Below are 16,449 nucleotides of genomic sequence, written 5' to 3' on the forward strand. Positions count from 1 at the left end.
AATTTTATCTTTCCATCCATATTTTTGAACTTTTATTTTTGTAGATCAAGTTTTTAACTTTTAAAACCGATTTTTCGATAGCATTACAGATAACGTTCCGCGGCTATGCGCCGGGCGGGGCTTTTACCCGGGATTGTTCTTTTGAAAACGCTCATTTCTCGCATCCGTAATCTGTCAACCGAAGACGGATTTCCCGCCTGGCGCATAGCCGCTGTTAGCAAATGTTTTTTTATTCATTCGCTATTTCAGAGTATTTATTCCATTTTTATATTCGTCCAAGCAGTATTCTTCTAGTTGGATTTTGTGATTATAAGTCGTAGTTCCTTGCTCGATTGAAATATTGATGTAAATCAGTTCTAATGTTTCTAAATTAACCAATATGTTATAACCGAAATTTTCGTTTTGCTGTGAAATATCAAAATTCAAATAATATGGCATTATGTCTTTTGAATGATACCAAGACGCCAATAGCTTTATATTAGGTTTTTTGTGGATATTAAAATAATAATTCATACATCTAGGAAAAACTATTTCTTTGTCATTTATTCTTAAATATTTTCTGTCTAAATCAAATTCTGCAATACCAAATTCTTTCGGCAATCCAATTATTTTTCCGTTTTCGTCAACTTTTAATAATGTGTCTTGATGTAATAAATTTGAATCAGTCAAAAAAAGAAATGATAATAAAATCAGAATTATTTTCATATGTGATTTCGTTTTAAATATTTGCTAACGTTCTCGCGCTACAGGCAGTTTGGGATTAAGGAAGCGTAATCTTTCGGATTTGCCAAATCTTCCAAATACAAACCAAATTTTCCATTAAGCCAAATGCCCAAATTGCTTGTAGCGTGTGTTAGTGGCTGTTATTTCTTTCCATTTCGGTGATTTCTATTTCAAATGGCTTTTCATATTTGGCAGTTGCAATTTCTCCTAAACTCGTTTTTTTATGCGTGAAAATTATTTTTCCGTTCTTAACTTCAATTTTGTCAACTAAATAAAATATGTCTTCATAAAAATATAAATCTTTAGTCGTTGTTTTTTGAGTTTCATTTTCTTTATCAAAATATTTTACAACAATTTTTGACAAAGTTTTTTTCGGATTAATCATATAACCAATTTCAATTTTATATGAATTTGTTTCTTTGATTTTATAAGCGATTTCAATTTCCGTTTCAAATTTGTTTAGCAAATTTTCGACTTCAATTATTTTACCAATTTTTTCTTCATCTTTTTCGTAAAGCAAAATTAAAGTTTTGAATGTAACGTCTTTGACTAATTGATTTTTTTCAAATTCTGTAAGCGAATTAAATGATTTTGGCTCAATTCCATAATCAACATATTTTATACGTTTATCTAGAAACTTTTCGCTTTCAATTAACTCTCCAAGTTTTATGTTTTCGGTAAAGTTTATATAAATATGATCAAATTCTCCTGAAATAAAGTTCCACTCGTTAAGTTTTCTAGCAATTCGTTGACCGATTGAATTTGTGTCTTCAGTAATATGGTAAACATTACCAATAATTCCGTCAAAATCCCCTGTGAAATCTTTTGGTTTTATTTCGTAAAAACGAATATCTTTTATTATTCTTTCGGTTGATTTCATTCGATTTCTTGTATAATAGCCACTAACGTTTTGCGGCTTGGCGAAGGTGGCGATTTTACCACAAATGTTCATACGAAGCACACACTTCAAATTTACGAAAAACTGTCATACGAAGTACTAAACCGCCACTTTTGCCAAACCGCTGTTAGTGGCTGGGCTTCTTTGTTTTCCGTCTGTCAGCAACATTTTTTGTCCTGCTGAATTGGTGGACAAGCAACACTTCCGTAACTGCAATAAACACAACAGTCGCCTTGCTTTGGTTTAAGCACTTGTTTGCATTTTTCACATTCGTAAAAATATTGGCAAGCGTCTGTCGGCATTGTTTCTTCTTTCTTGTGTCCACAGTTGGGGCAAGTAATTGTTGATTGTAATTTGATTTCCATTTGATTTTATTTTTTGTCGGTTACAGAATATCCTGTTGAGTTTATTGCTTTTTCGATTTCAGAAATATTTGTTTTTGAGTTGTCAAATTCTACGATTGCGTTTCCTTTTTCGTAGGAAGCGTTTGAACTTATTATTCCTGTCAATTTATTTACTTCGTGATTTACGTGTTCGCCACAACTTGCACAAGTCATTCCGGTAATCGTAAATTCTACTTTTTGAATATTGGATTTGTCCACTACTATGATTTGCTTTTCTGTCTTTGGGTAGAAAATGCTTGAGTAGTATGGAAAGGCAAGCATTACGATTGCAAATGCTGTTACTATTCCTAAAAACATTTTTGACTGAATGAATTTTGGTTTTTCTTCTGTTTCACAATTGCAGTCAATTTGCTTTTTAGGTTTTAACTTTTGATACCAAGCAAAACAAAGAACCAAAATTGTCAAACCGATAAAATATGGTCGGAAAGGTTCAAGCCAAGAAAAAGTTGAAGCAAGTCCGCTTGTTCCTGCAATGAGAGCCAAGACAGGTGTAATGCAACACAATGAAGCTGCAATTGCTGTTAAAAGTCCTGCTCCGATTAGTTTGTTGTCTGTTTTCATAATGTTTCTAATATTTTGTTTTCGTCAAGTATTTTGAAAAACGGTTTCAGCATTTTTTCATACTCTTTTGTCAATGAGTAAAAAATGGTTTGTGCTTCACGTTCGGTTTCAATGAGCTTTCTGTCTTTGAGTTTTCGTAAGTGTTGCGAAACTGCTGAAATTGTCATACCAAGAATATCGCTTATATCACAAACACAAAGTCGTTTTTCTTCATAAAGTAGAAATAGAATTTTCAGTCTTACGTTGTTTCCTGCCAATTCAAGTCCGTTCGATAAATACTCAAACGAGCCGTTAAGTTCTGAAACTCGGTCTTTACAGCGGTTTATTTGTTTAATGTCCGCTTGTTGTCTTATGCAAGAATTATTGTCCATAAGGCAAAGATAGTCAATTTGTTTATTTAAGCAATTACTAAAATACAAAATATCAAAAAGTACCCGATTTGTCTGTCGGGTTGTGTCGTCATAGCCTTGCCACTAACGGTTACGTATTGGCGATGGTGCGGCTTAAACGCGGAAACTTTCTTATTATAATTACTCTTCGAAACATCTAAAATGGTTCAACTTGCGATTCCTCCGCACTATTGCCAATACGATGTTATGCGTTCGGCTTTTTAAAATTTATTCAATTTATGGGTTTCCAATTTCCTTTTTTAAAGTACATATTATTAAATTTATCGGAATGGAAAACTAAATAAAAACTCCAAGCGTTTCTATAAACTGTTGGATTAGTTTTTAATACATGAATTGTCGGTTGCTCCATATTTATTATAAGTCTTTCTGAACCATATGGTGCTGTTGTTGAAATTGTACCACTAAAAGTTCTTACTATTTTGTCATGATTTGTAACATAAAAATAAATTTTATCATTATTAATTTTAAATCGAAAAGTTTCATATTGCCAATCCGCCTGTTTACCTGGGAAAAAGTCTCTGTCGATAATGTACTGTCCGTAATAGTCTTTCTTTTTTAATATTTTTTTCGCCGTTAATTTTTCCACTACTAAAGATAAAATAATTAATCCAATCACGGAAAGCCAGAAGTATCCGATTACTTTTCCGAAAACCTTATTATTTGTTTTCCACCAGACGAAAATCATTATTCCCGTCAATGGAACTAGAAAGAAAAGAAAAAATAAAAATGCCATAAATTATTTATGATTATATTTCCGTCGTTTGATGCTGACGCATAACGGTTGGATATTTCTGCAGGCGGGATAAAAATACGAAAACTTTGTACTTGCTAAAAACTTAATTAACCGCTAAAATCTTCGATGAAAACTTCATACCCGCTTGTAGAAATATCTTGTTATAGGGCGTTTTTTTATTCATCAATATCTTCAAATGTCAATTCGTTTTTATCTTTATTTATAGAGATCCTTCTAAATGTTGGTGCATAACCCTCTTGTCCACTAGGTTGGAAATACTCTCTAACAAAAGCATTTGAAGTCTCATAATTTTGCGTCACTTTAGGTCCAAAATATCTTTTGTCTGAAAGATAAAGCATTTGGTTGACGGAAGAATTGTTAGTTTTGAAATTGTCAGAATTCTTTATTTTAAAAATCGCATTTTGCTTATCGCGCGCTGAAATTTTCAACGTAAAAGTGTGATAATAGTCGCCAATTGCTAACATTGATTTGTTGTCTTGTAAATCAAATTTGTCTTTTAAAAATATTTGTTGTTCTTCAACAAGTTCTTTTGCGTTATTCGTTGTAAAAAGTTGGTCTTCAAACGCAGTCCACGGTACTATAGATAATATAAAAACTCCAAAAATTATTGTTAAATACTTTCCTGTCTTTGGGTGACCAAATTTTTTTGGAATAAAATATAATAAAAGTCCAAGCCCGATTGGAAGTCCAACAAAAACAAGAATAAAAAGCCCTATTAGTAAAATTTCGTCCAATCTTTTAGTTGTGTTTTTTGGTTATGCGTTCCGTCCTAAAATGACCTACAACTTATTTATATGTCTTACTTCGTCAGACAAATACAACGTGTTTGGTAGGGATTTGTCTGATAGTCGTAGGACTTATTTCGAATCACTAAGATATATTTTTTTCCATTACAAATCATCAAACGGACTTTTTATGTGCTGTAAGCTTTTCGTGCTTACATGGGTGTAAATTTCTGTTGTTCTACTGCTGTTATGCCCAAGTAATTCCTGAATGTAACGCAAGTCAGTTCCGCTTTCCAATAAATGCGTGGCATAACTATGCCGTAACCAATGTAAGGTAACTGGCTTTTTTATATTGCATTTTTCTAATGCTTGTTTTAATACACTTTGAAGGCTTTTTGCAGAATAAATAGTACCTGGTTCTTGACCTTCAAATAAATACGTTTTTGGTTTGTAAAGTTGGTAATAGGTTCTTAATAATTCTAAAATCTTTGGAGACAATGGCGTAATTCTATCTCTTTTTCCTTTTGCTTGCTTAATCAGAACAATATTTCTTTTAGAATCAATGTCCAGTGGTCGTAATTGTAGTAACTCACTGCAGCGCAAACCACAACTATAAATTAAGGAAAGCATCATTTTGTGTTTCATATTGGCATGTGCTTCCAATATATTCTTTACTTCTTCTTTACTCAAAACATTTGGTAATGTTTTAGGCTTTTTGGGTCGGTCAATTTTATCTACTTCTATTTTTGTTTTACGTATTGTTCTAAAGTATAATTTGATAGCACTAATAACTTGGTTTTGGTAAGATGCGGATAATTTTTTTTTCAAAATGTAATCGTTATTAAAATCAAGTACATGTGCGTTGGTTAGTTCGCAAATAGCATTAGATTGGTAATAAACGAGAAATGATCTTAATGCCTCAGAATAAGTTTTGATTGTATTTGGGCTATATCTTTTCGACGAGAGCCACCGGATGAATTGATTTAGATGTTGTTGTCCATCTTCCGAAAGTGTGGTGTCTTGTTTCTGTGTGATTTGGAATTTTTCTCTATTTTCTCGCGTGTCTGGGATATGCCATAGTTTTTTCTGCTGACTCCATCGCGCTCCATTAATTAGTTTTATCCGTCGGATCAACTCTTCATCTTTATCGAAAATTACCGCAATTCTATCTTGGTTTCGATGTGTAATTAATTTTGCGCTCCACTTCATACAGTGCTGATAATTAAATATAAAGGTATCACATTTAAAATTATAAGGTATTTCGTGGCTGCACAAAAGTATTGATAACAAGACTAGTGCCTTTTATGATGTTGAACTAAATCGCAAAAAGAGTGGTGATTCGCTAAATCTGCCCTTATTCAAAGCAATTTTTTGTTGACTGAAAACTATGTTATTTAATAAAATAGAAGCACCATATTTTAAAGTAGCGTTAAGTTAACGAACCTTTAAAATGCGTAGGAATATTACCGGAAATTAAAAGTATTTTATTTGGAAACTAAAAAAATCAGGAACATTAGTCCCTGATTTAGTCCCTGATAATAGTAAAGTGCTGATTAACAGTACTTGTTTGTAGACCCACAGGGATTCGAACCCCAACTGGCGGTACCAAAAACCGAAGTGCTACCGTTACACCATGGGTCTGTCATTATTTTGGTGGTGCAAATCTAAAACAAATATTTTTAATTAAAAAATTATTTTCAAAATTATTTTTTAAAACCCGAAATTATGCCTTTTTTTAGTTTTATTTCACGTGAAAATTCCGTATTTTTGACAAAATAAATTTACAAATGAGCAGTATTGACGATAAGAAAAAAGCACTGGCTTTAGTGCTTGATAAATTAGATAAAACTTACGGTAAAGGTACCGTAATGACTTTGGGTGACGCATCTGTTGACACCAATATCGAGGTGATTCCTTCGGGGTCGCTTGGGGTAGATTTGGCTTTGGGCGTGGGCGGTTATCCGCGCGGACGCGTCATCGAAATTTATGGACCGGAATCATCCGGAAAAACGACTTTGACTTTACACGCTATTGCTGAAGCGCAAAAATTGGGCGGAATTGCTGCTTTTATCGATGCAGAGCACGCTTTCGACAGAAGTTATGCGAGAAAACTAGGCATTAACCTAGATGATCTTATTATTTCTCAACCAGACAACGGTGAACAGGCTTTGGAAATCGCTGATAATTTAATCCGTTCCGGTGCTGTGGATATCGTGGTGATTGACTCTGTGGCGGCTTTAACGCCAAAAGCAGAAATTGAAGGTGAAATGGGAGATTCCAAAATGGGACTTCACGCGAGATTGATGTCACAGGCATTGAGAAAATTAACCGGAACCATTTCTAAAACCAAATGTACCGTGATTTTCATCAACCAGCTGAGAGAAAAAATCGGGGTGATGTTCGGAAACCCGGAAACGACAACGGGCGGAAATGCGCTGAAGTTTTACGCTTCGGTAAGGATTGATATCCGAAAAGCCAGCGCGCCGATTAAAACAGGTGATGAGGCCGTAGGAAGCCGCGTGAAAGTGAAGATTGTGAAAAATAAAGTAGCTCCACCTTTCAAAATGGCAGAATTCGACATCATGTACGGTGAAGGCATTTCGAAAACTGGTGAAATCCTGGACGCTGCCGTAGATATGGGAATTGTGAAAAAAAGCGGTTCCTGGTTCAGCTATGCGGACACGAAACTGGGTCAAGGTCGCGATGCGGTTCGTGATATGTTGAAAGACAATCCGGATTTGTCTGATGAGCTTGAAGGAAAAATCCGCGAAGAGATTAAAAACAAAAAAGAAGCTTAATCCCAACTATTTTAATGATAAAAAAAACGGCATTTTTTGCCGTTTTTTTTGTTTTTCACCCGGATATTTTAATTTTTGAATGAAAAAATTCCGCGTTAAATTGGTGTTTTTTTTTGTTTTTTGCTTAAACACGATTTTGGTTTCAATAGCAGCTAAAATCTGCCGGTTATTTTACCGTTTTTTTTTCGGTTTTGCTTAAACAGAGCTTGGTTAAAAAGCAGCTAAAATTTGCCGGTTATTTAGGTGTTTTTTTAGATTTTTGCCGAATTTTGGAAATTCGGAAAATTTGGGTGGAATAACGGCTAAAAATTCTAGACGAAAAGGAAAATTAGCACGCAAGCCGCAATAGGGATAGCAACGGAAACCCCGGACCCGCCGCGCGGGGAGGAGTTGCAGTGAATATCCCGGTCCCCTTGGCCGGCGCCGCAGGCGCCGGCCAAGGGAATTGCCCAAAATCTTGACAAAATGTCACTTTCTGCAGATTGGTGTTCTATTTGAGATTTCCCTCGCATAACATAAAAATCACTTAAAATGACACAAGGAAATATTAATGTCTCGGTGGAAAATATTTTCCCCTTAATCAAAAAGTTTCTCTACAGCGACCACGAAATATTTTTGCGTGAGCTGATTTCTAACGCGACAGACGCGACTTTGAAGCTGAAACACCTGACCAGCATCGGTGAAATAAAAACCGACTACGGTACACCGAAAATTGAAGTTGCGATCGATAAAGACGCGAAAACGCTTACGATTTCTGACCAGGGAATCGGGATGACGGGTGCTGAAGTTGAAAAATACATCAACCAAATTGCATTTTCAGGCGCTGAAGAATTCTTGGAAAAATATAAAGATACTTCGAAAGATTCCGGAATTATCGGTCATTTTGGACTTGGATTTTACTCTGCGTTTATGGTGGCGGAAAAAGTGGAAATCGTAACCAAATCTTACAAAGACGAACCTGCTGTGCGTTGGATTTGCGACGGAAGTCCGGTTTATACTTTGGAAGAAGCCGACAAAACCGAGCGCGGAACGGATATTATTTTGCACATCGCTGAAGATTCTACGGAGTTTTTGGAAGAATCCAGAATTCGCGAGCTGCTTTTGAAATACAATAAATTTATGCCGGTTCCGATTAAATTCGGGACGAAAACGGAAACTTTACCTTTACCGGAAGATGCTGCTGAAGATGCAAAAGCCGAAAATGTGGAAGTGGACAATATCATCAACAATCCGACTCCAGCGTGGACAAAAGCGCCAAGCGAGCTGACTGACGCGGATTACAAGCAGTTCTACCACGAGCTGTACCCAATGCAGTTTGAGGAGCCTTTATTTAATATTCATTTGAACGTGGATTATCCGTTCCATTTGACCGGAATTTTGTATTTCCCGAAACTGACCAACGGCTTAAACATTGAGAAAGATAAAATTCAGCTCTACCAAAATCAGGTGTACGTGACCGATGAGGTGAAAGGAATTGTGCCGGATTTCCTCATGTTACTGCGCGGTGTCATCGATTCTCCGGATATACCGCTGAACGTTTCCCGTTCATATCTTCAGGCGGACGGCGCGGTGAAAAAAATATCGTCTTATATCACCAAAAAAGTGGCGGACAAAATGGTTTCATTATTCAATGAAAACCGTGAAGATTACGAGAAAAAATGGAATGACATAAAAATCGTCATCGAATACGGAATGATTTCCGAAGATAAGTTCTTTGATAAATCAGACAAATTTGCACTGTATCCAACCACCGACGGAAAATATTATTTATGGTCTGAACTGGAAGAAAAACTGAAACCAAAGCAGACTGACAAAGACGGAAATTTCGTGCTTTTATACGCGACAAATGAACACGAACAACATAGCTACGTTCAGGCCGCGAACGACAAAGGTTATGAAGTTTTGTTACTTGATTCACCAATAGTTCCGCATTTGATTCAGAAATTAGAAACTTCGAAAGAGAAAATTTCTTTTGCACGCGTTGATGCGGATCACCTAAACAATTTGATTAAAAAAGAAGATGCAGCGATTTCTAAACTCAATGAAGAGGAAAAAGAATCTTTGAAGAAAAATATTGAAGAAGCGGTGAACGATACTAAATTTTCAGTACAAATCGAGGATTTAGAAAGCACCGAAGCACCGTTTATGATTACGCAGCCGGAATTTATGCGCCGTATGAAAGATATGCAGGCGACCGGCGGCGGTGGAATGTTCGGCATGGGCGGTTTCCCGGAAATGTATAATTTGGTGGTAAATTCGAACAGCGAACTTGCTTCCGAAATCCTGAAAAATCAAAATGCAGAAGAGAAAAACACCAAAATTAAATATGCTTTAGATTTGGCGAAACTTTCTCAAAATTTGTTGAAAGGAAAAGACCTGACGGATTTTATACAAAGAAGTTATCAGCAGTTGAGTAAGTAATTGAAAAGAGCAAAGTAAAAAGAGAAAAGAAATTTGCTGATATAACCTCGTAGCAGTTGTCAAACTTTTACGAGGTTTTTTATTTCTGCATTCGTAGTTATAATTCCTCCAGCGGATTCCAAAACACATTTTTAAAATTCTGGATTTTTCCTTCTTTTACCTCGATATTTTCTGCTTTTAACTTTCCTATAAAATCGCGTTTACAGCTCGCGGTAATTCGTCCGGAAGCATTGCACACGCGGTGTGCGGGAAAATCATCATCGTAATCTCGCAATGCATTTCCCACATGCCGCGCGTGATTCGGATAACCCACCGCTTTTGCAATCGCGCCGTAACTTGTCACACGACCTTTCGGAATAAGGTTAATGATTTCAAAAACCTGCTTGTTGAATAAATCATTCATAGTTTAAAGTTAGAACTTTTAGTAAAATTCGGTGTTAAAACGGCAAAAAAAATCGCCCCATTTCTGAGACGATTTTTTTATTTCATACTTCAAACTCCATATTTCAGACTTCCAACTTCACCCTTCATCCTTCGTTTACGAGTTTTCCAAAATATAAGAGAACATCAGCGGCGCACAAATCGTGGCGTCACTTTCAACGATAAATTTCGGTGTCGTGATATCCAGTTTTCCCCAAGTAATTTTTTCGTTCGGCACAGCACCGGAGTACGAACCGTAAGACGTTGTAGAATCAGAGATCTGGCAGAAATACGACCAGAAAGGTATGTCGGTCATTTCCATATCCTGGTACAGCATCGGAACTACGCAAATTGGGAAATCACCCGCGATTCCACCGCCAACCTGGAAGAATCCAACGCCTTTTCCACCAGAATTTTTCGGATACCAATCCGCTAAATACATCATATATTCAATTCCTGATTTCATGGTCGAAGGCTTTAGTTCACCTTTGATACAATAGCTGGAGAAAATATTTCCCATGGTAGAATCTTCCCAGCCTGGCACTACAATCGGCAGGTTTTTCTCCGCCGCGGCCAACATCCAGGAATTCTCTTTCGGGATTTCATAATATTGCTCCAAAACGCCTGATAAAAGCATTTTATACATATATTCATGCGGGAAATAACGCTCGCCTTTTGCTTCTGCATCTTTCCAAATTTCCACAATATGTTTCTGCAAACGTCGGAATGCTTCCTCTTCCGGAATACACGTATCGGTCACACGGTTCAAACCTTTTTCAAGCAAATTCCACTCATCCTGCGCCGTAAGGTCGCGGTAATGCGGCACTCTTTCATAATGTGAATGCGCCACCAAGTTCATCAAATCTTCCTCCAAATTCGCGCCTGTACACGAAATAATATCCACTTTATCCTGACGGATCATTTCCGCCAGAATTTTCCCGATTTCCGCCGTAGACATCGCGCCGGCAAGGGTAATCATCATTTTCCCGCCATCTTTCAGGTGCGCCACATAACCTTTGGAAGCGTCTACCAAAGCGGCAGAATTAAAATGCAGATAATATTTTTCTATAAATTCCGTAATCGGCTTACTCATAATTTTTTCGTTTTAGCAAAGATAATAATTAAAAAGAATTCTTTTAGGACAAGACGCTTTTCGCTCCGTTCGAAGATTACAACCCGCTTTCCGTTTTATCCCCGGCTTCGGTTGCAACCTCGCCGGGGGATGCCACTGCAATCGGGGCTAGGGGAGCTTTGGTTTCTTCTTTTCAAGGCAAAAAGCAAAAAAAATCCGCTTTAAGCAGCTAATTTTTTACATCTGCGAAATTATCAAAATCTGCGGGAGCTAAAAACCAAAAAATTTACCCTTAAAACAGCAAATTTTTTCAAAAATCTATTCACCGCGAAACCGTCTGTTTTCCTTTTTCGCGGAAAGTTCCTTCTTCGCTTTCAGCCGCTTTTCGATTTTCGCTTTTGAAGGTTTTGTCGCCTTTCGCGCTTTCGGAATGAAAAGCGATTTTTTCACCAATTCTAAAATCCTTTCCGTCGCGATTTTTTTGTTCTGCAACTGCGTGCGGCTTTCCGAAACGGTGAGTTGCAAAATTCCGTCTGAATTGATACGATTTTTCAGTTTTTCAGAAATCATTTCTTTCGCTTCAATTGAAAAAAAATCGCTGGCGGCAACATTCCACATGACGGTGACCGAGGTTTCCACTTTGTTCACGTTTTGTCCGCCCGCGCCGCTGCTGCGCGAGGTTTTGTACGTAAGTTCTTTGGTGAAATCTCTCATGGAAACAAAGATAAAGAATATTGTAAAACGAAAAAAAATGCCGTTTTAACGGCGGATTTTTTCAGTTGCGATTTGAAGCAATTTCTGGCGATCGATTTTGCCGTTCGGAATACGTGGAAATTCCTTGAGGAAAATAATTTCTTTGGGCTGATGATTTTTCGTAGGAAAATTAACGGTTCTAAGCAGCGATTTTTGGGTTTCATCTTCCGCGCCTTCAATGACCAAAACCAATTTCTGCCCGAGCACTTCGTCCGGGATTCCGAGAAAAATAAGCTCCTGAGGCAGGATTTTTTTCACCAATGCTTCCAATTCTTCCGGATAAATTTTCAATCCACCGGAATTGATGACGTGATCAATTCTACCCAAAAAACGAAAACCAGTTTCGTTTTTTATCTCAACTAAATCGTTCGTTGTAAGCAGTTCCGAATTTAAATTGGGCGCGAAAATCTGGAGACAGTTTCTGTCATCGGTAGATATTTCCACGCCAGGCAAAACAGAAAAAAATGCCTCTGGAACAGGAGAAATTTCTTTAAGAGCGATGTGAGACAACGTTTCCGACATACCGTAGGTTTCAAATATTTTTGGAGCATTTTCAATTTCGGTTGAACTTAAAGCGTTGTGGATTTTATTTTTCAGCGTTTCAGATACCGAGGCGCCTCCGATAATGATATTTTGAAAAAAATGCAGTTTTTGCAGGGAATTTTCTACCTGCAGCGGCGAGAGCGCACAGAAATCAATTTGTTCGATCACATCTTCCAGCGGCGCGGCGGATGGTGATTTTACGGTTAAAATCAGATCTCTTTCAATGGCACGTACAACCATCATTTTCCCGGAAATATATTCTACGGGAAGACAGAGTAGTGCGGAATCGCCTTTTTGAAGTCCTAAAATGTCGCAAGTCATTTTCGCGGAATTGCGCATTTTTACTTTTTCGATATCGAAAATTTTCGGCGCGCCTGTGGAACCGGAAGTCTGCACTTTTACTGTTTCGGATGCTGAAAACCACTCGCTGATAAAAGCGAGCACTTTTTTTTCAAAATCCGTTTCCGGCGTGAGGTTTTGCCAGGAGTTTTGAGAAAAATCGATTTTCATTTTTTGAAATGGTTTCATATCAGCGATCACCCGCGTGAGGTGGGAGGCGGAAATCCTTTTTTTGCGGCGCGAAGCGCCACAAAAAAAGATTGCAGCCAGAGACCGACCCGATGCGCGCGGGAAATGCCGAGGGAAATCGGGGCACGCCCAAAATATTTACATGCGGTTTACGGTGCCGATTCCTAATAATTCAAGCCCTTTTTTAATGGTTTTTCCGGTTAAATCTGACAATTCAAGACGGAAATTTTTGGTGTTTTCATCTTCCTGGCTCAGGATCGGATTGTTCTGGTAGAAGGAGTTGTAGGATTTTACGACGTCATAAATGTAATTTGCCACGAGTGCCGGTGAAAGTGTTTCTGCAGCGCGCGTAACGGTTTCCTTGAAATTGGAAAGATGCATCACGAGGTCTTTTTCCGAGGCGGTAAGTTCATAGTCGGAGAGCGCAGTTGGCTGGTAGTTGGCTTTCGCCAGCAACGACTGGATTCGCGCGTACGTGTATTGGATGAACGGGCCTGTATTTCCAGCAAAATCGATACTTTCTGCCGGATTGAAAAGCATTTTCTTTTTCGGATCTACTTTCAGCATGAAATATTTTAGTGCGCCAATTCCGACGGTTTCGTAAGATTTTTCTTTTTCTTCGTCGGATAGATTTTCGAGTTTACCTAGTTCCTGTGCTTTTTCTTTTGCCGTGATGTACATTTCCTGCATCAAATCGTCGGCATCAACTACGGTTCCTTCGCGCGATTTCATTTTGCCTTCGGGAAGTTCGACCATTCCGTAGGATAGATGGTAAAGATTTTTTGCCCAGTCATAGCCTAATTTTTTCAGAATTTTGAAGAGCACATCGAAGTGGTAATCCTGCTCGTTCCCGACGGTATAGATGAGTTTCTGAATGTCGTTTTCCTGAAACCGCTGAACAGCAGTTCCCAGATCCTGAGTCATGTAAACTGAAGTTCCGTCACCGCGAAGCAAAAGTTTGTGGTCCAAGCCTTCATCTGCAAGGTCGCACCACACGGAGCCGTCTTCTTTTTGGTAGAGAACGCCGGTAATGAGGCCGTGCTGAATAAGATCTTTACCTAAAAGATAAGTGTTGCTTTCGTATTGAATTTGGTCAAAATCTACGCCTAGACGCTTGTAAGTTTCGGCGAAGCCGGCGTACACCCAAGAGTTCATTGCAGACCAAAGGGTCCGCACCGTTTCATTGCCTTTTTCCCAGTCGAGAAGCATTTTCTGTGCTTCGAGCATGACAGGTGCCTGTTTTTTAGCGGTGTTTTCGTCGGTTCCTTCAGCAACGAGTTCGGCGATTTGCTTTTTGTAGTTTTGGTCAAAAGCGACATAATAGTTTCCCACCAATTTATCGCCTTTTAAGCCGGTATTTTCCGGAGTTTCACCTGCCCCGGATTTTTGCCAGGCGAGCATTGATTTGCAGATATGGATTCCGCGGTCGTTGATGATCTGAGTTTTGATAACGTCGTAGCCGTCCTGCTTTAAAATCTGCGATACCGAATATCCCAAAAGGTTGTTTCGGATGTGGCCTAGGTGCAATGGTTTGTTGGTATTTGGTGATGAAAACTCTACCATTACGGTTTCATTTCGGCTTTTTATTTCATCAAAGTTTTCTTTGGTATGTTGGAAATTATTGAGGAAGAATTTGTTTTTAATTTTTAAGTTGAGGAAGCCTTTTACGACGTGATAGCTTTCGACAAAATCGGTTTGGGTCATGAACGCGTCGCCGAGTTCCATTGCGATATAGTCCGGGCTTTGTTTCAAAACTTTTACAAGCGGAAAAGTAACGATAGTGAAATCTCCTTCGAAGTCGGTTTTATTTTGCTGTACCTCCAGGGTGACTGTATCGGTTATGTTTAGACCATCTATTTGAAAAACCGTGGCGATAATTTCTTTTAATTTGTCCTGAATAATATCTTTAATGTTCATGGTAGATTTTTGATATACAAATATACAGAAATAAAAAAGCCACTCCGAGGAGTGGCTGAATTAAATACTGAGGATTAAACCTTAGAATTTGTCCCAGAACAGTTTTGTAGTTGCTTTGTCACCACCAATTGCGGTAGCAGCAGCAGTTACATTTGTTTTGTTCAACACATATTCCTGATCAGAGTAAGGCATTCTTACCGGTACTCCTTCAAGTTTATTGTTTTTAGGGTTTTCAAACTTAGGATAATCTAATCTTCTTGAGAATAACCAAGCACCGAAAGGCTGGTTGAATAAAGCAATGTAAGCTTCTTCCCCAATTGATTTTTTCCAGTTTGCAGCATCGTAAGGATGAGCAGCTAAATAAGCTGCAGCATCAGCAGTGCTTACCTCGTTCAAGGCCATTGAAGTTAGTACTGCTTTATTGTACATTTCAACAGCAGTTCCGCCTACGTTGTATCCTCTTGCAGCTGCTTCAGCTTTCATGAACAATACTTCTTCGTAGCTTAAGTATGGTGCTGGTGCATCAGGCGCTAACCAGAAATCACTCATGTGAGATTTACCATTAAATGGATTTAATTCTCCAAATAAACCTCCAACATATTTACCGTCAACAGTAGTAAACCAAACTTCTCTTCTTGGATCATTTTTAGCGTTCATCATGTTAATAACCAGTTCTGTTGGAACAAAGTCATTTCTACCTGAAGCAACTAAATCGTCATAAACTGGGTTATTATAAGTTCCACCAGCGAAGTCCAGAGTATAAGACTCATCTGCTGAAGCAATTACACCTGAAGCTACCGCTGCTTCTGCAGCAGATTTTGAAGTCGCAGGATCTACGTCAGCTAAGTTAAGAGCCATTCTGAGTTTTACAGAGTTTGCAACATGTTTCCATTTTGTCATATCTCCACCATAAACTAAGTCACCACTTCCGTATCCATTTGCACCTTCATCAATTTGTGCAACAACAGCATCAATTCTTTTCAAAAGGTCAGCATAAATTGCTTTTGCATCATCATATTTTGGCGCAAAATTACCTTCTGCTGCTGCTAGCGCATCAAAATATGGTACGTTACCGTAAGTGTCTACCAAGTTTTCCCAAACTATAATTTGTGAGATTTCTAAAGTAGCCATCTTATTTGTTCTTTCTGCTTCAGAAAGAGCAGCTTCGGCTGGAAGGTTCTTTTTAGCTTGCTCATAGTTGTTCAATGAGTTCACATACATTCTGTTCCAGTGGTTACGAGGTTGGTTACGGGTAACCAAGTCGTAGTTTGTTTCGTCTGTATAGGTGGTTTCGGTCCACTGTTGAACGAAGAAACGATAGTTATTAAAGTTTACGCTACCCGTAAATGTAGAGTAGAAAAACCTTTCTTGCCCCATTGCCAATAATGTCTCAGAAGGCAATACAGAGGGAGCTTTCACGTTTTCATTTAATGAAAGCAAATCTCTCTGGCACGACGTAAGGCTGATTGCAGCCAACGCACCTATGATAAGTTTATTAAGTATTTTTTTCATTGTTGTAATC

Annotated in this window: 16 protein-coding genes and 1 tRNA gene; 2 read left to right on the forward strand and 15 right to left on the reverse strand. The window is 38.0% G+C overall.

Translation table 11 applies throughout. The annotated features are described in order from the left end of the window. Positions 1 to 240: 240 nt before the first annotated feature. From BMZ55_RS08115 to BMZ55_RS08155, 9 genes are all read right to left on the reverse strand, one after another. Positions 241 to 705 (reverse strand): hypothetical protein, encoded by a 465-nt coding sequence (locus BMZ55_RS08115; RefSeq protein WP_089819933.1) that lies wholly within the window; start codon positions 703 to 705, stop codon positions 241 to 243. 148 nt (positions 706 to 853) lie between these two features. Next, complete coding sequence (locus BMZ55_RS08120) at positions 854 to 1,603, reverse strand: hypothetical protein (RefSeq protein ID WP_143068763.1); 750 nt, start codon at positions 1,601 to 1,603, stop codon at positions 854 to 856. A gap of 176 nt (positions 1,604 to 1,779) precedes the next feature. Continuing rightward, entirely contained in the window at positions 1,780 to 1,986 is a 207-nt protein-coding gene (locus BMZ55_RS11475) for a GDCCVxC domain-containing (seleno)protein (RefSeq protein WP_069796431.1), read from the reverse strand. 6 nt (positions 1,987 to 1,992) lie between these two features. Beyond that, positions 1,993 to 2,586, reverse strand: coding sequence for a mercuric transport protein MerTP (merTP, locus tag BMZ55_RS08130; RefSeq protein ID WP_076388249.1), 594 nt, complete (start codon positions 2,584 to 2,586; stop codon positions 1,993 to 1,995). Next, positions 2,583 to 2,957, reverse strand: a complete 375-nt coding sequence (locus BMZ55_RS08135) for an ArsR/SmtB family transcription factor (RefSeq protein ID WP_076388251.1) — start codon at positions 2,955 to 2,957, stop codon at positions 2,583 to 2,585. The genes merTP and BMZ55_RS08135 overlap by 4 nt, the downstream gene beginning before the upstream one ends. 250 nt (positions 2,958 to 3,207) lie before the next feature. Next, a complete protein-coding gene (locus BMZ55_RS08140) occupies positions 3,208 to 3,729 on the reverse strand; it encodes a hypothetical protein (protein ID WP_089819935.1) in 522 nt (173 codons plus the stop codon). Positions 3,730 to 3,905: 176 nt separating this feature from the next. Beyond that, positions 3,906 to 4,484, reverse strand: a complete 579-nt coding sequence (locus BMZ55_RS08145) for a hypothetical protein (RefSeq protein ID WP_089819936.1) — start codon at positions 4,482 to 4,484, stop codon at positions 3,906 to 3,908. 156 nt (positions 4,485 to 4,640) lie between these two features. Further along, the gene (gene xerA / locus BMZ55_RS08150) at positions 4,641 to 5,684 is read right to left on the reverse strand and encodes a site-specific tyrosine recombinase/integron integrase (RefSeq protein ID WP_089819937.1); all 1,044 of its coding nucleotides are present in this window, start codon (positions 5,682 to 5,684) and stop codon (positions 4,641 to 4,643) included. Positions 5,685 to 6,045: 361 nt separating this feature from the next. Further along, positions 6,046 to 6,116: transfer RNA gene (locus BMZ55_RS08155), tRNA-Gln, on the reverse strand. Between the two features lie 146 nt (positions 6,117 to 6,262). On the opposite strand from BMZ55_RS08155, the gene recA reads away from it, so the two are divergent. Together recA and htpG are read left to right on the forward strand one after the other, a co-directional pair. Next, positions 6,263 to 7,273, forward strand: a complete 1,011-nt coding sequence (gene recA, locus BMZ55_RS08160; RefSeq protein WP_089819938.1) for a recombinase RecA — start codon at positions 6,263 to 6,265, stop codon at positions 7,271 to 7,273. A 531-nt stretch (positions 7,274 to 7,804) separates the two neighbouring features. Beyond that, positions 7,805 to 9,694: a molecular chaperone HtpG gene (gene htpG, locus BMZ55_RS08165; RefSeq protein WP_089819939.1), complete on the forward strand. Its 1,890-nt coding sequence runs from the start codon at positions 7,805 to 7,807 to the stop codon at positions 9,692 to 9,694. 97 nt (positions 9,695 to 9,791) lie between these two features. Here htpG and BMZ55_RS08170 read toward each other — a convergent pair whose 3' ends face one another. The 6 genes from BMZ55_RS08170 to BMZ55_RS08200 all read right to left on the reverse strand — a co-directional run bounded on the left by BMZ55_RS08170 (position 9,792) and on the right by BMZ55_RS08200 (position 16,439). Next, entirely contained in the window at positions 9,792 to 10,097 is a 306-nt protein-coding gene (locus BMZ55_RS08170) for an MGMT family protein (protein ID WP_089819940.1), read from the reverse strand. Between the two features lie 135 nt (positions 10,098 to 10,232). After that, the gene (locus tag BMZ55_RS08175) at positions 10,233 to 11,207 is read right to left on the reverse strand and encodes a deoxyhypusine synthase family protein (RefSeq protein ID WP_089819941.1); all 975 of its coding nucleotides are present in this window, start codon (positions 11,205 to 11,207) and stop codon (positions 10,233 to 10,235) included. A 297-nt stretch (positions 11,208 to 11,504) separates the two neighbouring features. Continuing rightward, positions 11,505 to 11,900, reverse strand: coding sequence for an alternative ribosome rescue aminoacyl-tRNA hydrolase ArfB (gene arfB / locus BMZ55_RS08180; protein ID WP_089819942.1), 396 nt, complete (start codon positions 11,898 to 11,900; stop codon positions 11,505 to 11,507). 45 nt (positions 11,901 to 11,945) lie between these two features. Then, the gene (locus BMZ55_RS08185) at positions 11,946 to 12,992 is read right to left on the reverse strand and encodes an acyl-CoA synthetase family protein (RefSeq protein ID WP_089819943.1); all 1,047 of its coding nucleotides are present in this window, start codon (positions 12,990 to 12,992) and stop codon (positions 11,946 to 11,948) included. Between the two features lie 156 nt (positions 12,993 to 13,148). Further along, positions 13,149 to 14,927, reverse strand: a complete 1,779-nt coding sequence (gene argS, locus BMZ55_RS08195; protein WP_089819945.1) for an arginine--tRNA ligase — start codon at positions 14,925 to 14,927, stop codon at positions 13,149 to 13,151. 81 nt (positions 14,928 to 15,008) lie between these two features. After that, positions 15,009 to 16,439, reverse strand: coding sequence for a SusD/RagB family nutrient-binding outer membrane lipoprotein (locus tag BMZ55_RS08200; RefSeq protein WP_089819946.1), 1,431 nt, complete (start codon positions 16,437 to 16,439; stop codon positions 15,009 to 15,011). Between the last annotated feature and the right edge of the window lie 10 nt (positions 16,440 to 16,449).

This window comes from Kaistella treverensis, assembly GCF_900114045.1.
Taxonomy (GTDB): domain Bacteria; phylum Bacteroidota; class Bacteroidia; order Flavobacteriales; family Weeksellaceae; genus Kaistella; species Kaistella treverensis.

Bases quoted from the DNA above. Each gene is read 5' to 3' on its own strand.
- htpG (WP_089819939.1), top strand. From the start codon at position 7,805: ATGACACAAGGAAATATTAATGTCTCGGTGGAAAATATTTTCCCCTTA.
- BMZ55_RS11475 (WP_069796431.1), bottom strand. From the start codon at position 1,986: ATGGAAATCAAATTACAATCAACAATTACTTGCCCCAACTGTGGACAC.
- BMZ55_RS08135 (WP_076388251.1), bottom strand. From the start codon at position 2,957: ATGGACAATAATTCTTGCATAAGACAACAAGCGGACATTAAACAAATA.
- BMZ55_RS08120 (WP_143068763.1), bottom strand. From the start codon at position 1,603: ATGAAATCAACCGAAAGAATAATAAAAGATATTCGTTTTTACGAAATA.
- BMZ55_RS08115 (WP_089819933.1), bottom strand. From the start codon at position 705: ATGAAAATAATTCTGATTTTATTATCATTTCTTTTTTTGACTGATTCA.
- argS (WP_089819945.1), bottom strand. From the start codon at position 14,927: ATGAACATTAAAGATATTATTCAGGACAAATTAAAAGAAATTATCGCC.
- merTP (WP_076388249.1), bottom strand. From the start codon at position 2,586: ATGAAAACAGACAACAAACTAATCGGAGCAGGACTTTTAACAGCAATT.
- BMZ55_RS08175 (WP_089819941.1), bottom strand. From the start codon at position 11,207: ATGAGTAAGCCGATTACGGAATTTATAGAAAAATATTATCTGCATTTT.
- xerA (WP_089819937.1), bottom strand. From the start codon at position 5,684: ATGAAGTGGAGCGCAAAATTAATTACACATCGAAACCAAGATAGAATT.
- BMZ55_RS08200 (WP_089819946.1), bottom strand. From the start codon at position 16,439: ATGAAAAAAATACTTAATAAACTTATCATAGGTGCGTTGGCTGCAATC.
- BMZ55_RS08170 (WP_089819940.1), bottom strand. From the start codon at position 10,097: ATGAATGATTTATTCAACAAGCAGGTTTTTGAAATCATTAACCTTATT.
- recA (WP_089819938.1), top strand. From the start codon at position 6,263: ATGAGCAGTATTGACGATAAGAAAAAAGCACTGGCTTTAGTGCTTGAT.
- arfB (WP_089819942.1), bottom strand. From the start codon at position 11,900: ATGAGAGATTTCACCAAAGAACTTACGTACAAAACCTCGCGCAGCAGC.
- BMZ55_RS08185 (WP_089819943.1), bottom strand. From the start codon at position 12,992: ATGAAAATCGATTTTTCTCAAAACTCCTGGCAAAACCTCACGCCGGAA.
- BMZ55_RS08140 (WP_089819935.1), bottom strand. From the start codon at position 3,729: ATGGCATTTTTATTTTTTCTTTTCTTTCTAGTTCCATTGACGGGAATA.